This is a genomic window from Vibrio sp. 10N.247.311.49 (assembly GCF_041467655.1).
Classification (GTDB): Bacteria; Pseudomonadota; Gammaproteobacteria; order Enterobacterales; family Vibrionaceae; genus Vibrio; species Vibrio crassostreae_C.
Genome location: NZ_JBFSVA010000003.1, coordinates 188,951 through 210,860 on the forward strand (window position 1 = coordinate 188,951; position 21,910 = coordinate 210,860).

Below are 21,910 nucleotides of genomic sequence, written 5' to 3' on the forward strand. Positions count from 1 at the left end.
ATTATGGAACGATGATCAAGGAAAATCAGGTATAACGTTCATAAAAAAACCGAGCACTAGGCTCGGTTTTTTGTATTCTACATTTACTCACAAGAGCAAAGCTATCAATTATAGATTGATATTACAGCTCAGCGTTGTGGTAAACCTGCTGAACGTCATCACAGTCGTCAAGCATGTCTAAGAACTTCTGGAATTTCTCAGAATCTTCTTCAGCTACTGGCGTAGTTGTTTGAGGAACGAAAGTGATTTCCTCAACGTCTAGCGTTAGCTCTGGGAACGCAGTGTTTAGTGCAGTCTTCGTTTTGAAGAACTCAGTCGTTGGAGCGAATACAGTGATTACACCGTCTTCTAGCTCAACGTCAGTCACGTCTACGTCTTCCATCATAAGCGTTTCTAGGATGATCTCGTCATCTTCGCCTTTGAACTGGAATACAGCTTGGTGAGCGAACATGTGAGAAACAGTACCTTCAACACCGATTTTCGCGCCAGTCTTAACGAAACATTGGCGAACGTCTTGGAAAGTACGGTTGCCGTTGTCAGTTAGACAGTCAACGATTACGCTTGTGCCACCTGGGCCAAAACCTTCGTAGCGAGCTGGTTGGAAGTCTTCACCGCCGCCGCCGTTCGCTTTATCGATCGCTTTTTCGATAACGTGTGCTGGTACTTGGTCTTTCTTCGCTTTAGCAATCAGGTGCTTAAGAGGTAGGTTCATGTCTGGGTCAGAGCTGCCGTTCTTAGCCAGTACGTAAATCTCTTTACCGTATTTAGAATAAACTTTAATTTTTGCGCCTGCAGTTTTCGCCATTGAGGCCTTGCGCACTTCAAAACTTCTTCCCATCGGGATCTTCTCTCTGATTCAATTAACGGTGCAAATTCTAGCAAATTACTGTGTCATTTCAATTCTACAGCACTGCTGGGCAAGGTTTGTCTGCGTTTATGCAACACCCATTACCCGTTTGTATTTTTCTACAGACTGATCAAACCAAGCCTTTTCTTCTGGGTCACCTAGCTTCATTGCTTCTTCAACAATGGCTTCAGGGCCACATTTCGCTTGCTTCAGTTTCCATACAAGAAACGATGCTTGCTTATCCAGTTCGATTTTATTTTTCTCGCTGGGTGGAAGGAGTGAAAGGTTGATAGACATTGCTAGCCTTCGTCTGTAATACACTTGGCCGAGAAATATATCATAGAGCAGCCTCATAAAACCAATACTATGAGTAGTAGAAAGGATTTATGAGACAAGAAACCAAGCAAGTGCTGATGTAGGTCAAGCTAGTTTGGGAAAGTGCGTTTGGTGAAGAGCAACTAAAAAGTGAAAAGCAGAGTTTTGAAAGTTAGCTTACTAAACAACAAAAAGGCGTTAAGGATCGATCGATAATGATTGATAGAATAAAATTGGACCCTTAGATATCTTCTGATTTAGTTCAATAGCTCTTTTTATATCTAACCGCTTTCCATAAGCTAGCACTTCTCTTGTAGCCTCAACATACCCTTCTAATAACTCTAACGATGCTTCCATTCCGAGAATATGGAGATTCATTCTAGCCTTACGCAAAGTTAGATTACTATTGAATGAATTTAGGTAAGCTGTTTTCAAAGAGCCGTCATCGACTTGATCTCTTAGATAATTCGCTAATGTAGTCGTATAAATCGCCATTAAATGCTCAAATTCTGCTACATCATTTGCAGTTTTCATTAACAGATCATTCCGCAGCTTTTGAGCGTCTTTCTTTTCGTCATTGTCGTTATTCAACTTTGTTAAAAGATAAGTTGATGCTGCACCAACTAAACCACCACATAATGTCCCTAATACAGGAAACCCAGATTTAACTATATCGTTATATAATTGTATTTCTTCATTTGTCATTGTATTTGCACATTTTAATAGTAGTAAAAAGAAGGAGCGAGATTTAACCTATAAGTTGGCTCGTTTAACAACCTTCTGTGGCTAAAGAACTGCCAACATTCTCAGCACCTTTAAGTATATAAATTGAAGTGAGCCCTACTCCGGCAACAGATAGCGCGTGCTTCTGCCACCAGAACCAGATTTAACTAAGCAGCCATGCTCAATCAAAGCGTTCAAATGACGTGTTGCTGTGGCGCTGCTCACCTTTGCTACTTTCTGATATTGACTGGCATTGATACCTTCTGAAAAATCACCATCGAGCATCCTATTCAGCACTTTTACTTGTTCTGCCGTAAGCTTGGTTTGATCGATGCTGCGCCAATAGTTAGTCTTATATACAGTTTGGTCGACCTCAGCGAAAACGCCTGTAAACGTCTCGTCTAACGTATCTAAGAACCACATCAACCATTCGCTAATATCGAGTTCCCCTTTCTGGGTTCGCTCCAATATCTCGTAGTAATGCTTGCGGTTAGCGAGAATCCCCACCGACATCGCATAGAAACGTACCGACTGCTGCTCGGCCTGTGCTAATGCCAAGTCGGTCAACAATCGAGTAATACGACCATTACTATCATCTAACGGGTGTAAGGTGATAAACCAAAGGTGAGTTATCGCAGCTCTAAGTAAGGGATCGAGTGTAGCGTCGGTAAGTGAATCATTAAACCATGTGATAAATGTATCTAGCTCAGCATCAAGAATGTATCGGCTAGGTGCTTCAAAGTGCACGGTTGGACGATCAATTCTTCCTGATACCACTTGCATCGGAGCTTCACCTCGTAGCTGACCTCCGACTACAGGATTAAACATGGTGTAGCCTTGAGGAAACAGTCTATCGTGCCAATGTAAGATCCTATCAAGCGCTAGTGGCTCTGTTAGGTTCTGCACCGCATCCAACATAATTTCAGCTAGGCCATCGGTTTGTTCTGTCGTTGGAAAAGGTCGATCTTCACTGACACCGAGTTTATTGGCTAAAGAAGACCGGACCGAGAAAGCATTAAGCTTTTCTCCCTCAATCGCACTGGAATGGACTATGTTCGCTAATAAGGTGTCGAGCATGGTTTGGGATTGATCTGCCGACTGTGAGGTAATCTTGCCCAATAGAATGCCCTGATTAAGCCGTACTTCTCTTAACCTCACGCCTATTTTCTGATTATCCCAAACAAAGTTTGGCCAATTATCTTGCTGCCAAATCCACATATTACACCCCATGATGCGAAAGTATCACTTATTCAACTCATACTATGAGCTGTTTAAGGCAATTATTCAACTCACATTATGAGCCGAATAATGAGTTAATCGCATCACAGAGGTTGCAAGAGTAACTCCTAACCTACAAAACTATTCACTCACCGCGAACACATCGCAGCGTGAGGCGCAGATGAAGTCATTTTTGTGCAGGCCTTTGATTGAGTGGCTCCACCAAGTGACGGTGACTTTGCCCCACTCCAATAAGATCGAAGGATGGTGGAACTCTTCTTCTGCCAGTTCTGACACTATGTTGCTGAATGCCCATGCTTGCTTGTAGTTCTTAAACTTGAACACCTTCTCAAGCTGCGGGATGCCGTCTCTTTCGATGATCTGCCAGTCTGACAACTCCAACAGTAAAGATTGTTGTTCATCTTCACTTAGGGCAATCGCGTCGATACTGCAGGCTTCGCATTTTTGTTCATTCAACATGTGTTGGTTCCTTGGGTTCAAAAAGTGGTGGTAGTAACCCCGCATCGATGGCGAGATCAGCTTGCTGTAATAGGTTTTCCTGACTGATTTTAAAGAGCTCAGATAGCTCGTCGATCACGTAATATTTCGGCTGCATGATGTCGATACGATAAGGCGTTCTTAAAACCGTTTGCAGATCGAACCGCTCGCGAACGGCCAAATCCCCTCCCAACGCATACATAGTTTCCGCTGGAGACGAAAGAATGCCACCGCCATAGATTTTCAGTTGTTGGCCTTCTTTTACTAAACCGAACTCAACCGTAAACCAATACAAACGGGCAAGATAAGCGCGCTGTTTAGATGTGGCGGCTTGGCCTAGTTTTCCATAATGCTCAGTGAAAGCCGCGAAATCGGCATTAGTGAGCATGGCACAATGGCCGAAAATTTCATGAAAGAAATCAGGTTCTTGTAAGTAATCGAACTCGTCTCGCGTTCTCAGAAATGTCGCAACTGGGAATTTCTTATTGGCGAGCAAATCAAAGAATCGGTCGAAATCGATCAATGCAGGCACAGGCTGAACTTGCCAACCGGTTGTTTCCATTAGCACTTTATTTATCTCTGGCAGCTGGGGAACTCTGTCTAATGGTAGATCCAGCAAGGTCAGACCGTGCAAATAAGCATCGCATGCGCGGTCATTAATGACGTCCTGTTGCCTTTTCACTAAGTCGTGCCAAATGGCGTCTTCTTCGAGGCTCCACTCAACCCATCCCTCTTGGCTCACGGGCTTAGAATGATATTGAGTCATACACACCTCCTTTCGAATGTCTCACTTCAAGCCTATCTCCACTCCTTATATCCGCCAATTTGCACGATTTTTCGAAACGGGCGATCGTGTAACATTTTATTTACACAATTACGACAAACCCTTATTTTTCTGATCTTTTGACTTTGTAAAACCTAAATACCAGACTGAAATCGTTAACTTTTTGTTAAAGGTAAAGGAATGCACGAGAGCAATAAGCCAATTTGGCACCCTAGCGAGCAGCGTATCGCCGATGCCAACTTAACCCGATTTATCGATAACCTTGAACAGTCTGGGTTAAACCTAGATAGGGACGTAAAAAGCTACACCGAACTCCATCAATGGTCTGTGGAACATCCGGAATCATTTTGGCAAAACGTATGGCAGTTTTGTGGAGTAGTCGGCTCACAAGACTCTATTAACAAGGCAGAAAGCGAGACCATCAAAGCTCAAGGTGGGAGCCGCTGGCAGCAGCCGAAATCGAATCGCGATGCGGTGTGGTTTCCGAATGCTCGAGTTAACTACGCCGAAAACTTACTGCATTCAGCAAAAACGTTGCCAAACGAGCTTGCGATTTGGTTTGAGAACGAACGTGGCGAACAACAGAGTTATACATGGGAAACCCTGTGTGAAGCTGTCTCTAGTGTTCAGCAATGGCTTGTCGATAGCGGAGTGAAACAAGGTGATATAGTTGCTGCGTATACTCCCTATCTGCCACAAACCGTGATAGCCATGCTAGCCGCCACCAGCTTAGGCGCGATTTGGACATCGACCTCGCCTGATTTTGGAGTAGAGAGTGTGATTGAGCGATTCGGACAGGTGAAACCTAAGGTGCTGTTCACCTGTGACGGTTACACCTTCAATGGCAAAACGTTCGATATGGCGGGCAAGAACCGTGAAATCATCGAACACTTAAACGAATTAAAACAGGTGTGTGAGATCGGTTATTTGAAACCGAGTAATGACTTAGAGAAGAGCGATTTAGAGAAGAAAAAAGTTGAACATGATGTGTCGATTCTAAGCTGGCACAGCATCATTAATCACTATCAGACAAAACCTCTTCGATTTACTCGTGTCGGCTTCAATGAACCGTTGTTCGTGCTCTATTCCTCCGGTACCACCGGAAAGCCAAAGTGTATTGTTCACTCGGTTGGTGGCACTACCATCAACCACCTAAAAGAGCATCAGCTTCATTGCGATATTAAACCGAGAGATCGCGTGTTCTACTACACCACTTGTGGTTGGATGATGTGGAACTGGCACGTATCTGCGCTCGCGAGCGGTGCTTGTTTGGTGATCTTTGATGGTAGCCCGGTTTATCCGCAACCCAATGTACTGTGGGACTTGGCACAGCGTGCAGACGTATCGACATTTGGCACCTCAGCCAAGTATCTAGAAGCGATTGAGAAGGCAGAACTCTCGCCGATCGACAGTCACTCTCTTCCTCACTTAAGAACACTGTGCTCGACCGGTTCTGTGCTTTATCCAGAACAGTTCGATTACGTCTACAAACACATCAAGCAAGACCTGCATTTAGCCTCAATTTCTGGAGGGACAGATATTTGTGGCTGCTTTGTTTTAGGTAATCCCATCTCGCCAGTGTATCGCGGTGAGTGCCAACAGGCCGGGCTCGGCGTCGACATCAAAGTGTTCAATTCGTCTGGCCACAAGGTTAATCATGAACGTGGCGAACTGGTGTGTACAAACTCCCTACCCAACTTCCCCGCTGGCTTTTGGAATGACACCGGAGAGCGCTATCACAGCACCTATTGGGATAGGTTCGACAATGTGTGGCATCACGGTGATGAAGTCGCACAGAGCGAACATGGCGGCTACCTGTTCTACGGGCGAGGCGACACCACACTCAACCCCGGTGGCGTGCGAATTGGTACGGCCGAAATCTATCAGCAAGTGAACACCATTGACGGCATCATCGATTCGATAGCAGTCGGTAAAAACATCGACCGCAATGAACAGGTATGGCTGTTTGTTCAGCTGCAGCAAGGTGTGAGTTTAGATGAAAAGTTACTGACAGCCATCAAAAGCAAACTCAAATCCTCTTGTTCGCCAAGACACGTGCCAAGCCAGATATTTGCGATCAGCGACGTGCCAAAAACACGCTCTGGCAAACTGGTGGAGTTGGCTGTGAAACAGGTGATCAATGGCAAAAATGTAGAAAACCTCGGGGCTATCGCTAACGCCGAGGTTTTGGAAGAGATAAAGCGCGTTGTTTCGCTTTAGCGATTAGGCCTAGAACGTAGCAAGCTATCTCCACTTTTCACTTGGCTGTCAGATAACATCTGGAGTAAAGGCAGCCGACTGAAAACCGAATCAAAGCCACTATTTAAGCTAGTGTCCTCCCCGCTTCAATTTGGCTCCGTATCTTTTCTAAAGTTCTTAATGAGATCTGAACGTCATATTTAAAACAAAAATGTTAAATTATTCATTTTTTGGGCTGAGATAATATTCACTAAAGACGAATCATTTATACAAAAAAAGAGTCCACCACTGGATTGTATCCCAGCTTATGGATATTTAATCGAATTATAATAATTCCCGCTCCCACAGCTCTATTTCTAGTGAAATGATAATTTGATAGCTATCACATTTAGAACAGTTATTTTCCCATACTATCTCGGCATGTTAATTACTTAAGAGTAATTAAAAAACCTAGTCATTGTTATTAATAATCTTGAATTTAATTAGAAACAAGCGGTTAATCCCTACGTAAAATAAATAAAATCATTATTAAATGATCGGAGACATTATCATGCGCATAGTATTAGCTTTAGGCGGTAACGCTCTTTTAGCAAGAGGCCAAGCATTAACGGCTGAGAACCAACGTGAAAATATAATCAAATCAGCGGCGAGTATTGCTGCAATCGCACGCGAGCATGAGATTGTTATCGTTCATGGTAATGGCCCACAAGTAGGTTTGTTGATGGAACAAAACGCGGCTTATAGCGAATATTCGCCAGAGACTACCCCATACCCAATGGATGTACTCGGCTCTCAAACCTGTGGCATGGTGGGCTACATGTTACAACAAGAGCTAAGAAACATTGACCCTGAATTAGACGTAGCGACGCTAGTCACGCAAACTGAAGTATGCAAAAAAGACCCTGCGTTTGCTAACCCGACTAAATTTGTTGGCCCTGTATATACAGAGCAACGAGCTAAAGAGTTAATGGCTCAAAGCACAATGCAATTTAAAGCTGATGGCGAGTACTACCGTCGCGTTGTGCCTTCTCCTATGCCAAAAAGCATTGTTGAAATTCAGCAAATTGAAACTCTTCTAGATACAGAAAACCTTGTTATTGCTTGTGGCGGCGGCGTTCCCGTGAGTATTGAACAGGGTAAGAGTACTGGCGTAGAGTGCGTAATTGACAAAGATCTTACGGCTGAATTACTGGCTGAAAAAATCCATGCCGACTTGTTTATTATCTTAACCGATGGTTCGATTTTCCGTAACTATGGTAAAGAAGACCAAGCAGAAATGAAGCAAGCAACGCCTGCTGGTTTAGCAGAGTTTTCATTCCCTGCTGGTTCTATGGGGCCAAAAATTGATGCCGTTTGTAAATTCGTTGAAGCTGGCTTGGGTAATGCGGCGATTGGTTCATTATTTGATTTAGATAAAATAATCACCAATGAAGCTGGCACTCTGATAACGAAAGGCGAAGGTGTTGTTTATTACTAATATTATCGAGTGATAAAAACCACTAATATAAAACCTTGGGGTAAAGCCTTTTAATTAATAACAAGGCTTTTTATTAAATCCATATTAGTTCTAAACGAGATAAATATTCACACACTAACTGTATTTAATATATTTAATGTTGGAAACCGCTTCTTTCAAGAAGCGGTTTTGGCAGCGCAAGGGAAAAGTATTTGCGTTTACATCAGTGAATCTACATGGAATCATTCGCATCCGCTTGATTCTCTGGCATCGCCTCAATAAAAGCAGGTAACTGATTAGACGCTTCGACAATTGAGTTAATCAGCGGATAAGGCGACATATCAACGCCAAAGCGCAGCGCATTATACACCTGTGGCACCAAGCAAATATCGACAATGCATGGTGAATCGGTGAGGCTATAAACTGAATCAGCGTATGTTTGACGATGCTTAGAAAGCTTCTCTTCTAATGCCGAAAAACCTTGGCTCATCCAATAGTGAAGCCAGTCTATTTTCGCCTCTTGCTCACACGACAACTCTCGCTCCAAATACTGCAACACACGCAGGTTATTCAGAGGGTGAATTTCTATCGCAATATCCTGAGCCATTGCCAACGCTTGATAGCGCAATGGTGTTTGCTCTGGAATCAACAAGGAGTCTGGGCTGCTCTCACACAAATAGTTTTCGTCCAAGTATTGCAAGATCGTCAGCGACTGATTGAGTTGAACTTCACCATCCACCAGCACCGGCACTAATTCACTGGCATTGAGTTCGCGATATTGTGGATCATGCTGCTCGCCGCCATTACGCACCAAATGGACCGATTTAGACTCATAGTTGAGTTGCTTTAGGTTTAATCCAATACGCACCCGATAGGCAGCCGAAGAGCGCCAGTAACCGTAAAGTATAATGTTCTTGTTCACGATGCTCTCGCTCATACTGAAACCCTATTACGTGGATTATAGCGCTCGATACTGGCTCACTTTTTGGTCTATCGCGCCAAAAATGGAATCACCCGCCGCATCAAGCATCTCAAGCTTGATCGAGTCACCAAACGACATGAATTGAGTCGACGGTTTACCATCACGAATCGTCTCTATCATGCGTACTTCAGCAATACATGAATATCCCACACCACCTTCAGAAATCGAGGTGCCATGGTCAGTGCCTTGTTTATTAGAAACCGTGCCTGAACCTATGATCGCGCCCGCCGATAATGGTCGAGTTTTCGCAGCATGGACAATCAGCTCCGCAAAATTGAAGGTCATATCGACGCCGGCATTCGGACAACCAAAAGGCTGGTCGTTGTAGGTCGATATCAACGGTAAATGCACCTTACTGCCTTTCCATTGCTCGCCAAGCTCATCAGGTGTGACTGCGACCGGAGAGAACGCCGAAGACGGTTTAGATTGGAAGAAGCCAAAGCCTTTCGCTAGCTCTGCCGGAATCAAGCCGCGCAGCGACACATCGTTCACCAACATTAGTAAGCGAATAGACTCGTGCGCTTGCTTAGCACTAGCACCCATTGGCACATCTCCGGTGACAACCGCGACTTCACCCTCGAAATCGATACCCCATTCGTCACTGGCAAACTCAATATTGTCACGCGGACCAATAAAGGTATCTGAGCCGCCTTGATACATAAGCGGGTCGACCCAAAAGCTTTCTGGCATTTCAGCACCACGAGCCTTACGCACCAGCTCAACGTGGTTTACATACGCGCTGCCATCTGCCCATTGATAAGCGCGTGGCAGAGGCGATTCACAATATTGAGGCGCAAAGACTTCACTGCCTATCACATGCCCAGTATTAAGCGAGGTGTATAATTCTTCTAACTGAGGCGCAACACTGTCCCAGTTATCCAAAGCTACCTGCATGGTTGGCGCCAAATGCATCGCGTGAAAAATCTCCGTCGCTGGCACACACTGTTTAAGATCTCTACTCACGACCATCAACAGACCATCGCGAGTACCATTTTTCTTGGTTGCTAATTTCATCCTTGTTGCCCCTTACTTCTCTTGCCAACTGTAGACATATTCTTTGTTCTCAACGCTATCGAGTTCATCAGAGAACTGCAGCGCGTGGCGAGTATCGATCATCACCGCGACTTCATCAGTGAACTTTTTCTTATACGCTTGCCCTGCCTTAAAGGCTTTAGGGTGAGGCCCATGCGTAAACCCAGCCGGATGGAAGGTCACCATGCCCGCCTCAATGTTATCGCGACTGAAGAAGTCACCTGCGTGATAGAACAGCACTTCGTCGTAATCATCGTTGTTGTGGTAGAACGGCACTTTTAACGCCCCAGGATCGCTCTCAATCGGGCGTGGCACAAAGGTGCACACCACAAAGCCTGCGCCAACAAACGTTGTATGCGCAGAGGGTGGCAAGTGGTAGCGATGTGACATCAGCGGTCTGATATCGCGCCAATTTACTTTCACCACAGCTAGGTCGCCATGCCAACCAATTGCATCCAATGGATTGAACGGATAAGTAATAACGCTGACTTTGTCGTGGCGTTTTACCTGAACCTGAGTTTGATTTTCTGAGTACTGAACGCGGAATTGATCATTGATAGAAGGGATGTCGAGCACAGCAGGATCAAACACCGCGTGATTACCGACCATGCCTTTCTCTGGCAAGGAGTAAGCCGCGTCTGTGTTCTCAATCATCAAGATAAACATCGGCTCGCTTGGCTCTAAACGCCAGTTGGTCGAGCGCGGGATCATCACGTAATCCCCTTCACTCACCTCTAGATGACCATAGTCACAATAGAGATCGGCGCTGCCTTGATGAATGAACAGCAGCTCATCACCGTCGGAATTACGCACCAAGAAATCCATCTTCTCGTCCATGCGCCACACACGAATTTTGCAGTCCGCATTGTGCAAAAGATGAGGCACAGCCCAAGGGGTTATCTGGCTGGCTTTTTCCACCAGCGTAAAATCAAAAGCGCGAGGGCGCAGATCGCCCTCCCACTCCGACCAACCTGTTGGGGCATGTTGGTGATGAAAATGAGCGGCAGGGCCGAAGAATCCACTTCGGCCCGCCTCTCGCTCATAAATTGCCTCTTCGGGGAAGTCGGCATGCGCTTGTTTAGAGCACACCCCCTCCCGATGAGGAAACGAGATCCATTTATGCATCGTCTAATACTCCTCGACGAATCTGGTCCTCTTCAATCGATTCAAACAGCGCCTTGAAGTTGCCTTCGCCAAAGCCTTCGTTGCCTTTACGCTGAATGATTTCAAAGAACACAGGCCCGATTACTGTCTGCGTGAAAATTTGCAGCAAGATGCCGTCTTTGGTCGGCGCGCCATCAATCAGAACGCGTAGGTCACGCAACAGATCGGTATCTTCCCGGTGGCCTTTTACACGATCGTCAACTTTCTCATAGTAGGTATCTGGGGTTGGCATAAAGTCCATGCCGCGATCACGCAGGGTTTTCACCGTTTTGTAGATGTCATCCGTAGCAAGCGCGATGTGTTGGATACCTTCGCCGTTGTATTCACGAATAAACTCTTCAATTTGTGATTTGTCATCTGAAGACTCATTGATTGGAATACGGATCTTGCCACATGGTGAGGTCATGGCACGGCTCACAAGGCCTGTCAGCTTACCTTCAATGTCGAAGTAGCGAATCTCACGAAAGTTACCGATACGCTCATAAAAACTAGACCACAGATCCATATTGCCTTGTTTCACGTTGTGCGTGAGGTGATCGATCTCATAAAGGCCTACGTCGGCTTTCGCCATGCGCTCTTGCGCGTCATCATAGAATCGGAAATCAACGTCGTAGATGCTCTGCTTGCCGTAACGGTCTACGAAATAAAGCAAACTTTCACCAATACCGTAAATAGCAGGAATGCTCAGCTCCATTGGCCCGATTTCTGTCTTGTACTCTTCACCACCACCGCTAGACGCCTGCGTCATTGCCGTGGTTGCATCGTTAACACGAAACGCCATGCCACACACCGATGGGCCGTGAACTTTAGCGAACGCTTCCGCTTGGCTGTGTGGTTGTTCATTGACGATAAAATTGATATCACCTTGTCGATACAGCCAAGCTTCTTTTGAGCGGTGCTTGGCTATCTCAGCAAAACCAAGTGACACAAACAGCGCTTTAAGTTGCTCTATTCCCTTGTGGTCAACGGCCGTGTATTCAACAAACTCGAATCCATCCGTGCCAAGCGGGTTGTATGTATCCACCATGAACTTTCTCCTTGTACCTATTGGTTTTGTATTACGTGTTTTTTGTCCTTAATTAAATTTGGCCCACAAGCGGAAAGATTGGAATGCATCGAAGGAAATGGGCAATAACGCTAAAAACCCGTCAAATTGTAAAATATTTGTTACACACAAAACCTCACAACAACAAAGTGAGTGCTATCAAGGGATTGAAAGAGGGTGGTTTGATTTACAGCAGAGCAAGAGATGTTATTGAATTGTTACATGTGATTTTTTTGGCTAAAGCAGAAAGAGATAAGTGTATGTTGAACGTAAAAAGAGCATCACAAAACAGGTGATGCTCTTTTAAAAAGCTTCATATCCCAGCGGTATTCTTATGGGACGAAGTATCAAACCTAACCCATTACTTTAATGGTTGACGGTCAAATAGAGGTTGTTTCTCTCGTGAGCACGTCATCAATTTAGGCAATCACAGAACGAGATTTTTTCAAGCGAACTGAAAGCACGGACATCAAACTGATAAGCACCAATAACCCGGTACCGGCACCACTACGTTCAACATCTTCAGCGCTATCATCACTTCTTTCAGCAATGTCTTCACTTGTTGCTCCAGATATCGGGATAAGTTTCACAGCCACCACCCTCTCGTCACCTACTCCATCATTACAATATGCAAAGTGCGCGGTTGAATCATAAGCCATAGAAGAGGAGCTACTTTCACTCGCAAAACATTGTATTGCCGTCCCTGAGATAACACCCGCGTCATTAATGTCGGTTGCGTCCAATATTCTAAAGTGGTTGTTGGCATCACTGTCGTCACCACCGTTAGTTAGGTCGTCTAACCACCAAGCTTGATCATTATATCTTGCACGTCTATCAGCATCGGTACCAGTGTCGTTATAAGGGAAAATGAAGCCGCGATGCCTTCTTTCATGTCCGTCTACTTCAGCGTGAGTTTCGGCGTCAACATAGCCAACGATTTCATTGTAGCTGTTGATCTCACTTGCTTTTCCCTCTGCACTGTCAAAGAAAATGTCTTCACCTAAACTTGCGAAGAATGTGGCTGTTGGCGTTGTGTCATTCGCATCAGCGACGAACATACGATTATCAGACACACGATCCGACGGATAATCACCATCTCTTTTTGCATAACCAATAACCATCATGTTTTCATTAATGTCTGTTGCGACAGAATTACTGTGAATGTATGAATCACTCACTTCTACCGTCGCATTAGCGATAAATGTAGTCGTCCAAGCATTTTCCGAAACGCTGAAATTTGACGTACTGCTTGGCCTAAACACAGCAGCCTGCATAAGAAAGTTATCTGAATCATCTAGTTCCGTATTGTAACCAACTAAAACAGGATAAGAGCTATATGTCCCTCTAGACGAAATCGTTGCAGCCCTCACACTCGCTTGTGCTGAAGCTTCATCATCGTTGTAAGAGTAATAGGTCGAACTGGTTTCCCAATCGGATACTGCAAAACGGTTTCCATCATCATTGGGACCATTCGCATCGGTTATATTCCAGACAAAAGCTCGATTAGCAAAAGCAAAGTTCTGACACTCTGGATATAAAGCAGGCTCAATATCTTCATCGATACAATTATCTAGATCCTCAGCATCACTGTCGGATGTGTACGGAGAGTCATAATCTTTGTATCCATCACTGTAATAAAAAGTTGCAACGGACGCGCTTCCGACCACATAGCTTTCCCCTCCATAACTGAAAGAGTCAAAAGCCATCGTTCTTCCCATTTGGGAGATTATATTCGCTTCGCCGTCAGCATCGCTGATCGTAATGCTGGTATCGGCTTCAGGTTGGAGAACCGTAAATTCAGTGCCTGTATCGTAGTAACCACGCTGCCTATACAACTGAATATATTGGTTGTTATAACTGTAGTAACCACTGCTGGTGTTACCAAGAACAAAACCATTCTCGTCAACTTTAGTGATGACCTTCTCCTCTGTTCCATCAACAAAGGAATAACTATAACTGCTCACATCAGGTGGGTTGCTGCCAACATCTGGGATCTCGCTTAGCGAAGAAGAATCATAAAAAGCCGTGGAATTGGTCTGATAGCTCAGCCCGTAATACGCATCACGCTCATTTTTCAAGCCTCCAATGCCCGCATCATCATCGCCATACCACAATAAAGAACTCCAAGCTTCACAAGTCGCGTAGCCAAGTTCGCTCGTGCAGTAGCTATAGATATCGTCATAATCCAAATAGTAGAACGTGTTATCGATACCAAAGGGGACCTCCTCTTTAAAGGAAAAACCTGGTTCTGCATTTTGAGCTTCCCCTGCGAATGCGTAGTCGGTGTCACCACAACTGGTACTAAAGCAATCCGTTGTACCAAGCTCTGGTTCAACTGCGACCCCATACACCGATTCCGTTTCTACTGGTGATTCCTCCAAAACCACCCTATAAAGCGCAGCGTTACTATAAGAAGCAACCAACAACGTAGAAGAGACAACGACTGATTTTTTTACCATTGCCTTCATTCTACGGCTCCTAAAAAATAATCCATTTCAATACCAACGATAGCTTTCTGCCTTTATTGCTAAAGGCATTAAATTCATGAGTTCAATAGTGGACTAGGATAAAAATAGAAAATGTGGAAACTATGTAGAAACAATGGAGGTTTAAACAACCTGACTTGATGGGCTGATGACCTGATGCCCTATTAAAGTTAAACGCTAACTTTCATCTCCTAGATTTATCCATTTTCTCTGCTAATTTGATCGCTAACCTATTTGCGTCAAAGAAATACACTTATATTTGGTTACGAATAGGAATTAAATTATGAACAAAATCACGACAGCATTACTTTTACTGACATCGACATTCGCGCTTCAAGCGTGTGCTGAAAGCCGTGAAGGCCCAAGAGAAATGCCAAGCTTTGAAGAAATGGATGCAAACGGTGATGGCGAGTTACAATTAGAAGAGCTCAGAGGTCCACTCGCCGATGACTTTGATAAACTAGACGCAGATGGAAGCGGTGGTCTATCGGAAGAGGAAGTTCCGCCACCACCACCAAGACGTCAATAATGGTTAGAGGGTTATCCTAAAATAGTGATAATTCAATGCGAGCTGATGGGGTATAGCACCCTGTCAGCTCGCTATTCATTTCTAACAAAAGAGTGCTTATACATGGCCTAAGATGAATAAAGAAATCAATGTCCATATTTCCCACACGATCGAGGGCTAATATTGGTTTATCTCATTTTATTGTCTTAACTCACTCTATCGTCTTAATTCACTTTAATTTCTGGAGAGAACGTGCGCATATCAATTTTCACCAAACTGTTTGTTTCAATACTAATGGTGTGCGTGACCATGCTCTTTGTACTGACCTATTTTATTAACTCCAGTTTTCAAAGAGGGCTCCAAGATTTCACAAATAATAATGAGATTGCCCTAGCTCAAGAACTCGCCAATAACTTAAAGCAATATTACTCACCTTCCGAAAAGTGGAGGCGGCTAGAGCGTGAACCACATTTAATCGCCAGTAGCATTAGCGGCCCCTCACGACCACATCCTCGTGACAGACACCCATCGCCACCACCATTAAGAGAGCCGGAAGCGCCAGGCCTTCAACCTATTTGGCAACGACTCAACATTTTAGATCAAGACGGGCGAGCCATAATTGGACCGCCTGAAAACCTACATCACCTTGAAGATGGTCAGCATCAAGCACTAGTCGAAATAACACGGGATGATCAAGTGATTGGGTATATCTCCATCGTCCAGATGGATGAAATATCAGGGCCTTTGGCAGAAAGCTTTTTCAAACAACAAACGACGCATGTAAGCACTATCGCTTCGATTACCGTGTTGCTTTCATTCCTTATCGCTTTATTTCTTGTTAGGCGATTTTTGAAACCATTGCGTGCTTTGTCGAAAGGTGCCAAATCTATCGAAAATGGCGATCTCGATTTCTACATTGAAAAAAGCGGCAATGATGAATTGTCCGATCTCATCGGAATATTCAACGGTGTTGTCGAGACACTAAGAAAACAGAAAACACTTAGAGAACAGTGGTTATCGGATATTTCACATGAACTTAGAACGCCGATCACCGTGCTAAGAAGTGAACTAGAAGCGCTACAAGACGGTATCCGATCTCCTGAGCCAAAATACATCGACTCGTTACATCAACAAATCATCACACTGGGTCAACTCGTTGAGGATCTTCATCAACTCTCCCTGTATGACATCGGATTTAACCTCAATGTTAAAAACAACGTTGATATACATAAACTGATTGATTCTGTGATCGTTCAAAACTCGATCCGTTTAGAACAGAAAAGAATCACATTAACAAAGCACTATGACCATTCAGCCCCACTGTTTACCTCGTGTGATGAGAGATTACTGACACAACTGTTTGTGAATCTGTTGGAAAATAGCGCACGATACACTAGCGATAATGGGCATGTATCGATAGATGTTACCGACATTAGTGATAGTATTATTATCAACGTTGAAGACAGTGATCCAGGTGTACCTGATGCATCACTTCCGCGTTTGTTTGAGAGGCTTTACCGCGTTGATAAATCGCGCAGTCGCTCAAGTGGCGGTTCTGGGCTTGGCTTATCTATCTGTAAAAATATCGTTGAAGCGCACCAAGGACACATTACTGCCGACCACTCAGAATTGGGTGGACTACGAATCATCATAGCGTTACCAAAGGAAATAAAATCGTGATTTTAGTCGTCGAAGATGAGCCTGCATTAGCAAGTGTACTGTGTGAGTACTTAGAGCACTCTGGCCTTGAAAGTCATCATATTATCGATGGTAACCTTGTCATTGACTGGGTAAAGCAAGCATCGCCTAAACTCATTATTCTCGACCTCATGCTACCCAATCGAGACGGGTTGGATATTTATCGAGAGCTGAGAACGTTCAGTGACATCCCAGTGGTTATGGCGACAGCCAAGGTCGAAGAGATTGATCGACTCGTTGGGCTTGAACTGGGTGCAGATGATTATATATGTAAGCCGTACAGCCCGAGAGAAGTGGTTGTGAGGGTGAAAAATATTTTGCGCCGTTCCAACAAGCCCCAAGCCACGTCACCAACGAACGCCATTGATATTGATGAATTGAGTATGACCGCTGTCCTATGTGGTATTAAGCTAAGTTTAACGCCAGCTGAGTTTCGGCTTTTGCACCTTCTCTATCAAAATGTTGGCCGCATTTATAGTCGCGATCAATTGATTGATAAAATCTACGACGATAGAAGAGTGGTCAGTGATCGCACTATCGATAGCCATATCAAAAACTTACGCAAAAAAATGGTCTCGATAAATGAAAAATGTGACTACATCAAATCCATTTACGGGATAGGTTACAAACTAGAAATAGAATAATACGAATCATAAAGCCGCTTTCATCAGCGGCTTTTTTCGTTCTAAAGCGAACATAATTCAAAGATGGGATCAGCGTTAATCCCAGTTGAGAATCGACCAGTTCAGTTGATCAGCTAACGCTTTTAAACGCGGACACGGGTTCACCAAATAAGCAAAATCGGCGTGTTCACACAAAGGTAAGTCGTTGATTGAATCGGTATAAAAGTGGATATCTGAATAGTTGGTTTCTTGATTGTCTAACCACTCTTTTAAACGCGTCACTTTGCCTTCACGGTAGCTTGGTACACCTGAGATCTGAGACGTAAAGCGGCCTTGGTTTTCAATCAAATTGATACCAAGTGCATTCTCGATGCCAATCTTACGCCCCACAGCTTCCACTAAGAAGGTCACGCTGGCAGAGATGATCAGCATATCGATGTCGTCATTTTCTAGCTGTTCAATCAAAGGTTTCGACTGCTTGAACTGTTTAGGCAAAATATGCTGCTCGACACACTCTTCCACCAAAGCGCTGACTTGCTCTGTTGGCATATCGGCTAAAGGCTGCATGGAAAACGTGAGGTAATCTTCCATGTTCAATTTGCCTTCCGAATACAAGCCCATTAAGCGCTTATCTTCTTCAATAAAGTTGGGCGCTGTGGCAATGCCCTTTTCAACCAAGAACTCATTCCAGAGCATCGCTGCATCGGCATTGATCAGCGTTTCGTCCATATCAAATACATACAAAGGTTTGAACATCTTAGGCTCTCACAGGTTGAATTTCGTTAAGGTTAAACAGGAGTTCAAGTTGGCTGCCGTTTGCCAACAGTCGTTCAGAGGAGCGGTTGAGTAGGTCGACCGTTAATTCACACTCATCAACGTCCACTTGGTAGCGAATCACGTTACCCAAGAGCTGGTGGTTACGAATGGTGCCCGTTTTCGGCGCGGAGATATGCTCGCCATATTGTCGACCTTGCTCTTTCACGTAGATAGATTCCGGTCGAATCGCTACTTTCCATTCCGTTTCAATGTTGAAAAGTTGCTTAGCTTGGTTTGCTTGCACCAAATTATAGTGCCCCATGAACCCCGCCACGAATTCATTGGCAGGTTGAGTGTAGATCTCTTCGGGTGTACCCGTTTGTACGATCTCGCCTTTATTCATCAAGAAGATACGGTCAGACATGATCATCGCCTCTTCTTGATCGTGGGTCACGAAGATCGTGGTCAGGTTCATCTCTTTTTGAATATCTCGGATCTGTTGGCGAAGGTGTTTACGGATCTTAGCATCCAGTGCAGAAAGCGGTTCATCAAGTAGCAGAATACGCGGCTTGACCACCAAAGCTCTTGCCAAAGCCACACGCTGACGCTGACCGCCTGATAGCTGATGCGGGTAGAATTTCTCTTTGCCCGTTAAATCCACCAGCCCAATCACTTTCGCGACTTCGTGCTTAATCTCGTCAGCAGCAAGCTTTTTCATCTTGAGGCCAAACGCAATGTTGCCTTCAACCGTCATGTTCGGGAACAGCGCATAAGATTGAAACACCATGCCGATGCCACGCTGTTGTGGCACTTGGTGAGTAATCTCTTCACCGTTCACCCAGATCTCGCCACCATCAACAGGATTCAGGCCAGCCAAGCTGCGCAGTAGAGTCGATTTACCACAGCCACTTGGGCCAAGCAGAGTAATGAATTCGCCCTTCTCAATTGAAAATTGAATGTCTTCAAACACCGTGTTGTCACCAAAGCTTTTGGTAAGGTTTTTCGCATTTACATAGCTCATTATTTTGTTCCCTGGCTGAAACGACTTGCCAACCAAGTCAGTAAGAAAATAAACAGGAAGTACGTCATCACTAGGGCTGACGTGAAGTGGCCGCTGGTTTGACGCATGTTGTATAGGTAGATTTGCAGTGTCTCGTAACGTGTACCCACCAAGATGTTGGCGAACACGAACTCGCCCAATAGGAACGAGAACGACAAGAACAGCGACGCCATTAAGCCTTTCTTAAGGTTTGGCAGAATAATCAACAAGAACGCCTTGGTGGTGCTTGCACCGAGCAGGTGTGCCGCGTCCATCAAATCGTGCAGGTTAATCGCTTCAAAGCTGTTGGCAATCGCGCGGTACATGAATGGCAACGCGATGGTGAAGTAAGTACCAATCAAGATCCACGGTGTGCCTATCAAGGAAATTTCACTATCGGCATATAGCTGAAGCAAGCCAACCGACGACACCACGGGTGGCACAGCGAATGGCAATAAGATCAGGATATTCATCACCTTGTCGAGTTTCGGGAAATAGTAAAACACCACGAAAATCGCAGGCAAGACCAACACCACACTCAATGACAGTGCTGCCACACAGATAAACAGTGAACGACCAAAAGCTTGTAAGAAGCGAGGATCGGTCAGCAGGTTGATATACCAATCTAACGTGAAGCCATCCGGCAGGATCGTTGCGCCCCAACGAGAAGAGATCGAGTAAATAAAGGTCGCTAAGATCGGGATCATCATGATGCCGACAATCGAATAGACAACCGTTTTATGAAAACGAGTATTGACGGTGTTCATTACTTTCTCTTCCCTGCGTAGCTTTTGCTGATCAGCCATTGGTTAATCACGGTGATGAAGGCCAGCATCGCCATCAGAATCACTGAAATTGCCGCAGCTAGGTTTGGTTCTAAGAACAAGTCGCCCGATACCAAGCTCGCGATACGAATCGTAATCACGTTGTAGTTGCCCGAGGTCAACGCATACACACTCGCATAGGCGCCAATCGCATTAGCAATCAAGATGATGAAGGTGCCGAACAAGGCAGGCGACAACACAGGCAGTGCTATTTTGGTCCAGTATTGCCAAGTTTTCGCGCCAAGCAGTGCCGAAGCGGCTTGCCAGTCGTCACTCAGAGCATCAAACGCTGGATACAGCAACAACACCGCCAATGGGATCTGGAAGTAGATGTAAATCGCCAGCAAGCCCCACTTGCCGTAAAGGTCGAAATCACCCAGCAATCCATACTGCTTGAGCAATAAGGTAATCGCACCATTGGTGCCCAAGATGATGATGAATGCGAACGACAGAGGCACACCAGAGAAGTTGCTGCTCATATTGGTAAACGCGATCACCGCATCGCGGATTTTAGAATCAACACGGCGCAATGAAGAGACCAACAGAGTTGCAATCGCCAAGCCAACAATGCTCGACCAAATCGACAACCATAAACTGTTGCCAAAAGCCTGCATCATGAAAGCAGAATCGAATATTTCAGAATAGTTTTCGAGAGAGAGCTCATCGTCGTAGAAGAAGCTGTTGATCAGCACCCAAACCATAGGTGCCAGTTGGAACAGATAGAAAAACAGCGCGAAAGGCGCAAGCCACGAAGCGGGCTTGAAGCGTTGAAACAAAGATTTGGTTTTGGGTTGAAGCGCAGAGCCATCGCTCTGCGTAATTACAGAACTGCTCATAAGGCCAACAATTCCTGAGTGTAAGATTTATCGTGTTCAAGGTTGAGTAACTGACAGACGCTGCCGCAGATATCGGTCTGTTTCACTGAACAGGCTTGGTGTGTGAACTTATCGCCAATCACAAAGAATGGCACTTCACGCTCTTCAGGCAGAATGCCACCGTGAGACAAGTCATTGTTCATGCCGTGGTCACTGGTGATGATCACTTGATAACCATCGTCTACCCATTTCTCAAGATAGTTTGATAGGTAAATATCCGCGCCACGAGCACTATTACGGTACTGGCGAGAATCCAGCCCATGCTTGTGTCCCATGTCGTCAATGTTCATTGGGTGAATCAGTAAAAAATCAGGCTGATGAGTCACGCGCAAGTGCTCTGCATCCAAGAACAAGGCTTCATCTGGGTAGTGGTCCCAATGGTAGAAACAGCCGTGTTGAATGTTCATGCTTTCATCGTTGGTAAAACGGTCACGCACAGCGTCAAACGGCGCTCGGTTATACAGCTCACTCACCCAATGATATGCCGCAGCAGCCGTCACTTTGCCCTGCGATTTAGCCAAGCTAAAGATCGACTCGTGATTCGATAAACGCACGATTTGGTTGTTAACGATGCCACTTTCGACAGGGCGAACCCCAGTTAAAATGCACTCATACAGCGGGCGTGACATAGATGGCAGCTCACATTGCACAGGGTAAAGCGTGGCGCGCAGCTTGTTTTTTTGCGTGCTCTGCGAAGTGCTCTGTTTATTGTACGAATCGCTCTGTTTTATCTGCATATCACTTAGTTCTAGAAGACCGTTCAGGTAGCCCATGCAATCACGGGCTACCTGATAGTTCAGTCCATCTAGAACAACAAGGATAACCTTATTGCTCATGG

22 protein-coding genes are annotated in these 21,910 nt (G+C 45.0%); 6 read left to right on the forward strand and 16 right to left on the reverse strand.

From position 1 onward, the window contains the following. Nucleotides 1-121: 121 nt before the first annotated feature. The 6 genes from AB6E54_RS05220 to phhA form a co-directional block, all read right to left on the reverse strand. Entirely contained in the window at nt 122-838 is a 717-nt protein-coding gene (locus tag AB6E54_RS05220; RefSeq protein ID WP_010432326.1) for a YebC/PmpR family DNA-binding transcriptional regulator, read from the reverse strand. 96 nt (nt 839-934) lie between these two features. After that, complete coding sequence (locus AB6E54_RS05225; protein ID WP_004732615.1) at nt 935-1,144, reverse strand: DUF3283 family protein; 210 nt, start codon at nt 1,142-1,144, stop codon at nt 935-937. Nucleotides 1,145-1,360: 216 nt separating this feature from the next. After that, entirely contained in the window at nt 1,361-1,867 is a 507-nt protein-coding gene (locus AB6E54_RS05230; protein ID WP_017066729.1) for a hypothetical protein, read from the reverse strand. Nucleotides 1,868-2,002: 135 nt separating this feature from the next. Beyond that, nucleotides 2,003-3,103, reverse strand: coding sequence for a Fic family protein (locus AB6E54_RS05235; protein WP_372106699.1), 1,101 nt, complete (start codon nt 3,101-3,103; stop codon nt 2,003-2,005). 141 nt (nt 3,104-3,244) lie between these two features. After that, nucleotides 3,245-3,583, reverse strand: a complete 339-nt coding sequence (locus AB6E54_RS05240) for a 4a-hydroxytetrahydrobiopterin dehydratase (protein ID WP_017065112.1) — start codon at nt 3,581-3,583, stop codon at nt 3,245-3,247. Continuing rightward, on the reverse strand, nt 3,573-4,367 hold the full coding sequence (gene phhA, locus AB6E54_RS05245; protein WP_372106698.1) for a phenylalanine 4-monooxygenase: 795 nt from the start codon (nt 4,365-4,367) through the stop codon (nt 3,573-3,575). The genes AB6E54_RS05240 and phhA overlap by 11 nt, the downstream gene beginning before the upstream one ends. Nucleotides 4,368-4,565: 198 nt before the next feature. Here phhA and AB6E54_RS05250 point away from each other — a divergent pair, with 198 nt between their 5' ends. Beyond that, a complete protein-coding gene (locus AB6E54_RS05250) occupies nt 4,566-6,605 on the forward strand; it encodes an acetoacetate--CoA ligase (protein ID WP_372106696.1) in 2,040 nt (679 codons plus the stop codon). Between the two features lie 529 nt (nt 6,606-7,134). Continuing rightward, nucleotides 7,135-8,061 (forward strand): carbamate kinase, encoded by a 927-nt coding sequence (locus tag AB6E54_RS05255; protein ID WP_372106695.1) that lies wholly within the window; start codon nt 7,135-7,137, stop codon nt 8,059-8,061. A 211-nt stretch (nt 8,062-8,272) separates the two neighbouring features. Here the strand turns inward: AB6E54_RS05255 and maiA are convergent, their stop codons facing one another. Genes maiA through hppD form a run of 4 tightly spaced genes read right to left on the reverse strand, consistent with a single transcriptional unit; the run spans nt 8,273 to nt 12,245 of the window. Next, a complete protein-coding gene (gene maiA, locus AB6E54_RS05260; RefSeq protein ID WP_372106694.1) occupies nt 8,273-8,977 on the reverse strand; it encodes a maleylacetoacetate isomerase in 705 nt (234 codons plus the stop codon). A gap of 21 nt (nt 8,978-8,998) precedes the next feature. Continuing rightward, the gene (locus AB6E54_RS05265; RefSeq protein WP_372168775.1) at nt 8,999-10,036 is read right to left on the reverse strand and encodes a fumarylacetoacetate hydrolase family protein; all 1,038 of its coding nucleotides are present in this window, start codon (nt 10,034-10,036) and stop codon (nt 8,999-9,001) included. A 12-nt stretch (nt 10,037-10,048) separates the two neighbouring features. Continuing rightward, nucleotides 10,049-11,179 carry a homogentisate 1,2-dioxygenase gene (locus AB6E54_RS05270; protein ID WP_372168777.1) on the reverse strand — a complete coding sequence of 377 codons (1,131 nt, stop codon included), beginning with the start codon at nt 11,177-11,179 and terminating at the stop codon, nt 10,049-10,051. Continuing rightward, nucleotides 11,172-12,245, reverse strand: a complete 1,074-nt coding sequence (gene hppD / locus AB6E54_RS05275) for a 4-hydroxyphenylpyruvate dioxygenase (protein WP_372168779.1) — start codon at nt 12,243-12,245, stop codon at nt 11,172-11,174. Before hppD ends, AB6E54_RS05270 begins: the two co-directional genes overlap by 8 nt. An 83-nt stretch (nt 12,246-12,328) precedes the next feature. Between hppD and AB6E54_RS05280 the strand changes: the two genes are divergently transcribed. Further along, nucleotides 12,329-12,559: a hypothetical protein gene (locus AB6E54_RS05280; protein WP_229647578.1), complete on the forward strand. Its 231-nt coding sequence runs from the start codon at nt 12,329-12,331 to the stop codon at nt 12,557-12,559. Between the two features lie 123 nt (nt 12,560-12,682). Here AB6E54_RS05280 and AB6E54_RS05285 read toward each other — a convergent pair whose 3' ends face one another. Further along, a complete protein-coding gene (locus tag AB6E54_RS05285) occupies nt 12,683-14,731 on the reverse strand; it encodes a DUF3466 family protein (protein ID WP_065584491.1) in 2,049 nt (682 codons plus the stop codon). A gap of 301 nt (nt 14,732-15,032) precedes the next feature. Here AB6E54_RS05285 and AB6E54_RS05290 point away from each other — a divergent pair, with 301 nt between their 5' ends. The 3 genes from AB6E54_RS05290 (at nt 15,033) to AB6E54_RS05300 (ending at nt 17,599) form a co-directional block, all read left to right on the forward strand. Further along, on the forward strand, nt 15,033-15,278 hold the full coding sequence (locus tag AB6E54_RS05290) for a hypothetical protein (RefSeq protein ID WP_017072318.1): 246 nt from the start codon (nt 15,033-15,035) through the stop codon (nt 15,276-15,278). A 288-nt stretch (nt 15,279-15,566) separates the two neighbouring features. Continuing rightward, nucleotides 15,567-16,937 carry an ATP-binding protein gene (locus AB6E54_RS05295; protein ID WP_372168797.1) on the forward strand — a complete coding sequence of 457 codons (1,371 nt, stop codon included), beginning with the start codon at nt 15,567-15,569 and terminating at the stop codon, nt 16,935-16,937. Further along, entirely contained in the window at nt 16,934-17,599 is a 666-nt protein-coding gene (locus AB6E54_RS05300) for a response regulator (protein ID WP_136974564.1), read from the forward strand. Before AB6E54_RS05295 ends, AB6E54_RS05300 begins: the two co-directional genes overlap by 4 nt. A 75-nt stretch (nt 17,600-17,674) precedes the next feature. Here AB6E54_RS05300 and AB6E54_RS05305 read toward each other — a convergent pair whose 3' ends face one another. The 5 genes from AB6E54_RS05305 to AB6E54_RS05325 are packed head-to-tail and all read right to left on the reverse strand — an operon-like array spanning nt 17,675 to nt 21,908. Beyond that, entirely contained in the window at nt 17,675-18,334 is a 660-nt protein-coding gene (locus tag AB6E54_RS05305; RefSeq protein WP_372168781.1) for an HAD family hydrolase, read from the reverse strand. Between the two features lies 1 nt (nt 18,335). After that, on the reverse strand, nt 18,336-19,355 hold the full coding sequence (locus AB6E54_RS05310; protein WP_372168782.1) for an ABC transporter ATP-binding protein: 1,020 nt from the start codon (nt 19,353-19,355) through the stop codon (nt 18,336-18,338). Beyond that, a complete protein-coding gene (locus AB6E54_RS05315) occupies nt 19,355-20,140 on the reverse strand; it encodes an ABC transporter permease (protein ID WP_004732591.1) in 786 nt (261 codons plus the stop codon). Before AB6E54_RS05315 ends, AB6E54_RS05310 begins: the two co-directional genes overlap by 1 nt. After that, the gene (locus AB6E54_RS05320; RefSeq protein ID WP_372168784.1) at nt 20,140-21,033 is read right to left on the reverse strand and encodes an ABC transporter permease; all 894 of its coding nucleotides are present in this window, start codon (nt 21,031-21,033) and stop codon (nt 20,140-20,142) included. Before AB6E54_RS05320 ends, AB6E54_RS05315 begins: the two co-directional genes overlap by 1 nt. Further along, nucleotides 21,030-21,908, reverse strand: a complete 879-nt coding sequence (locus AB6E54_RS05325) for an alkaline phosphatase family protein (RefSeq protein WP_372168786.1) — start codon at nt 21,906-21,908, stop codon at nt 21,030-21,032. The genes AB6E54_RS05320 and AB6E54_RS05325 overlap by 4 nt, the downstream gene beginning before the upstream one ends. Nucleotides 21,909-21,910: the final 2 nt, after the last annotated feature.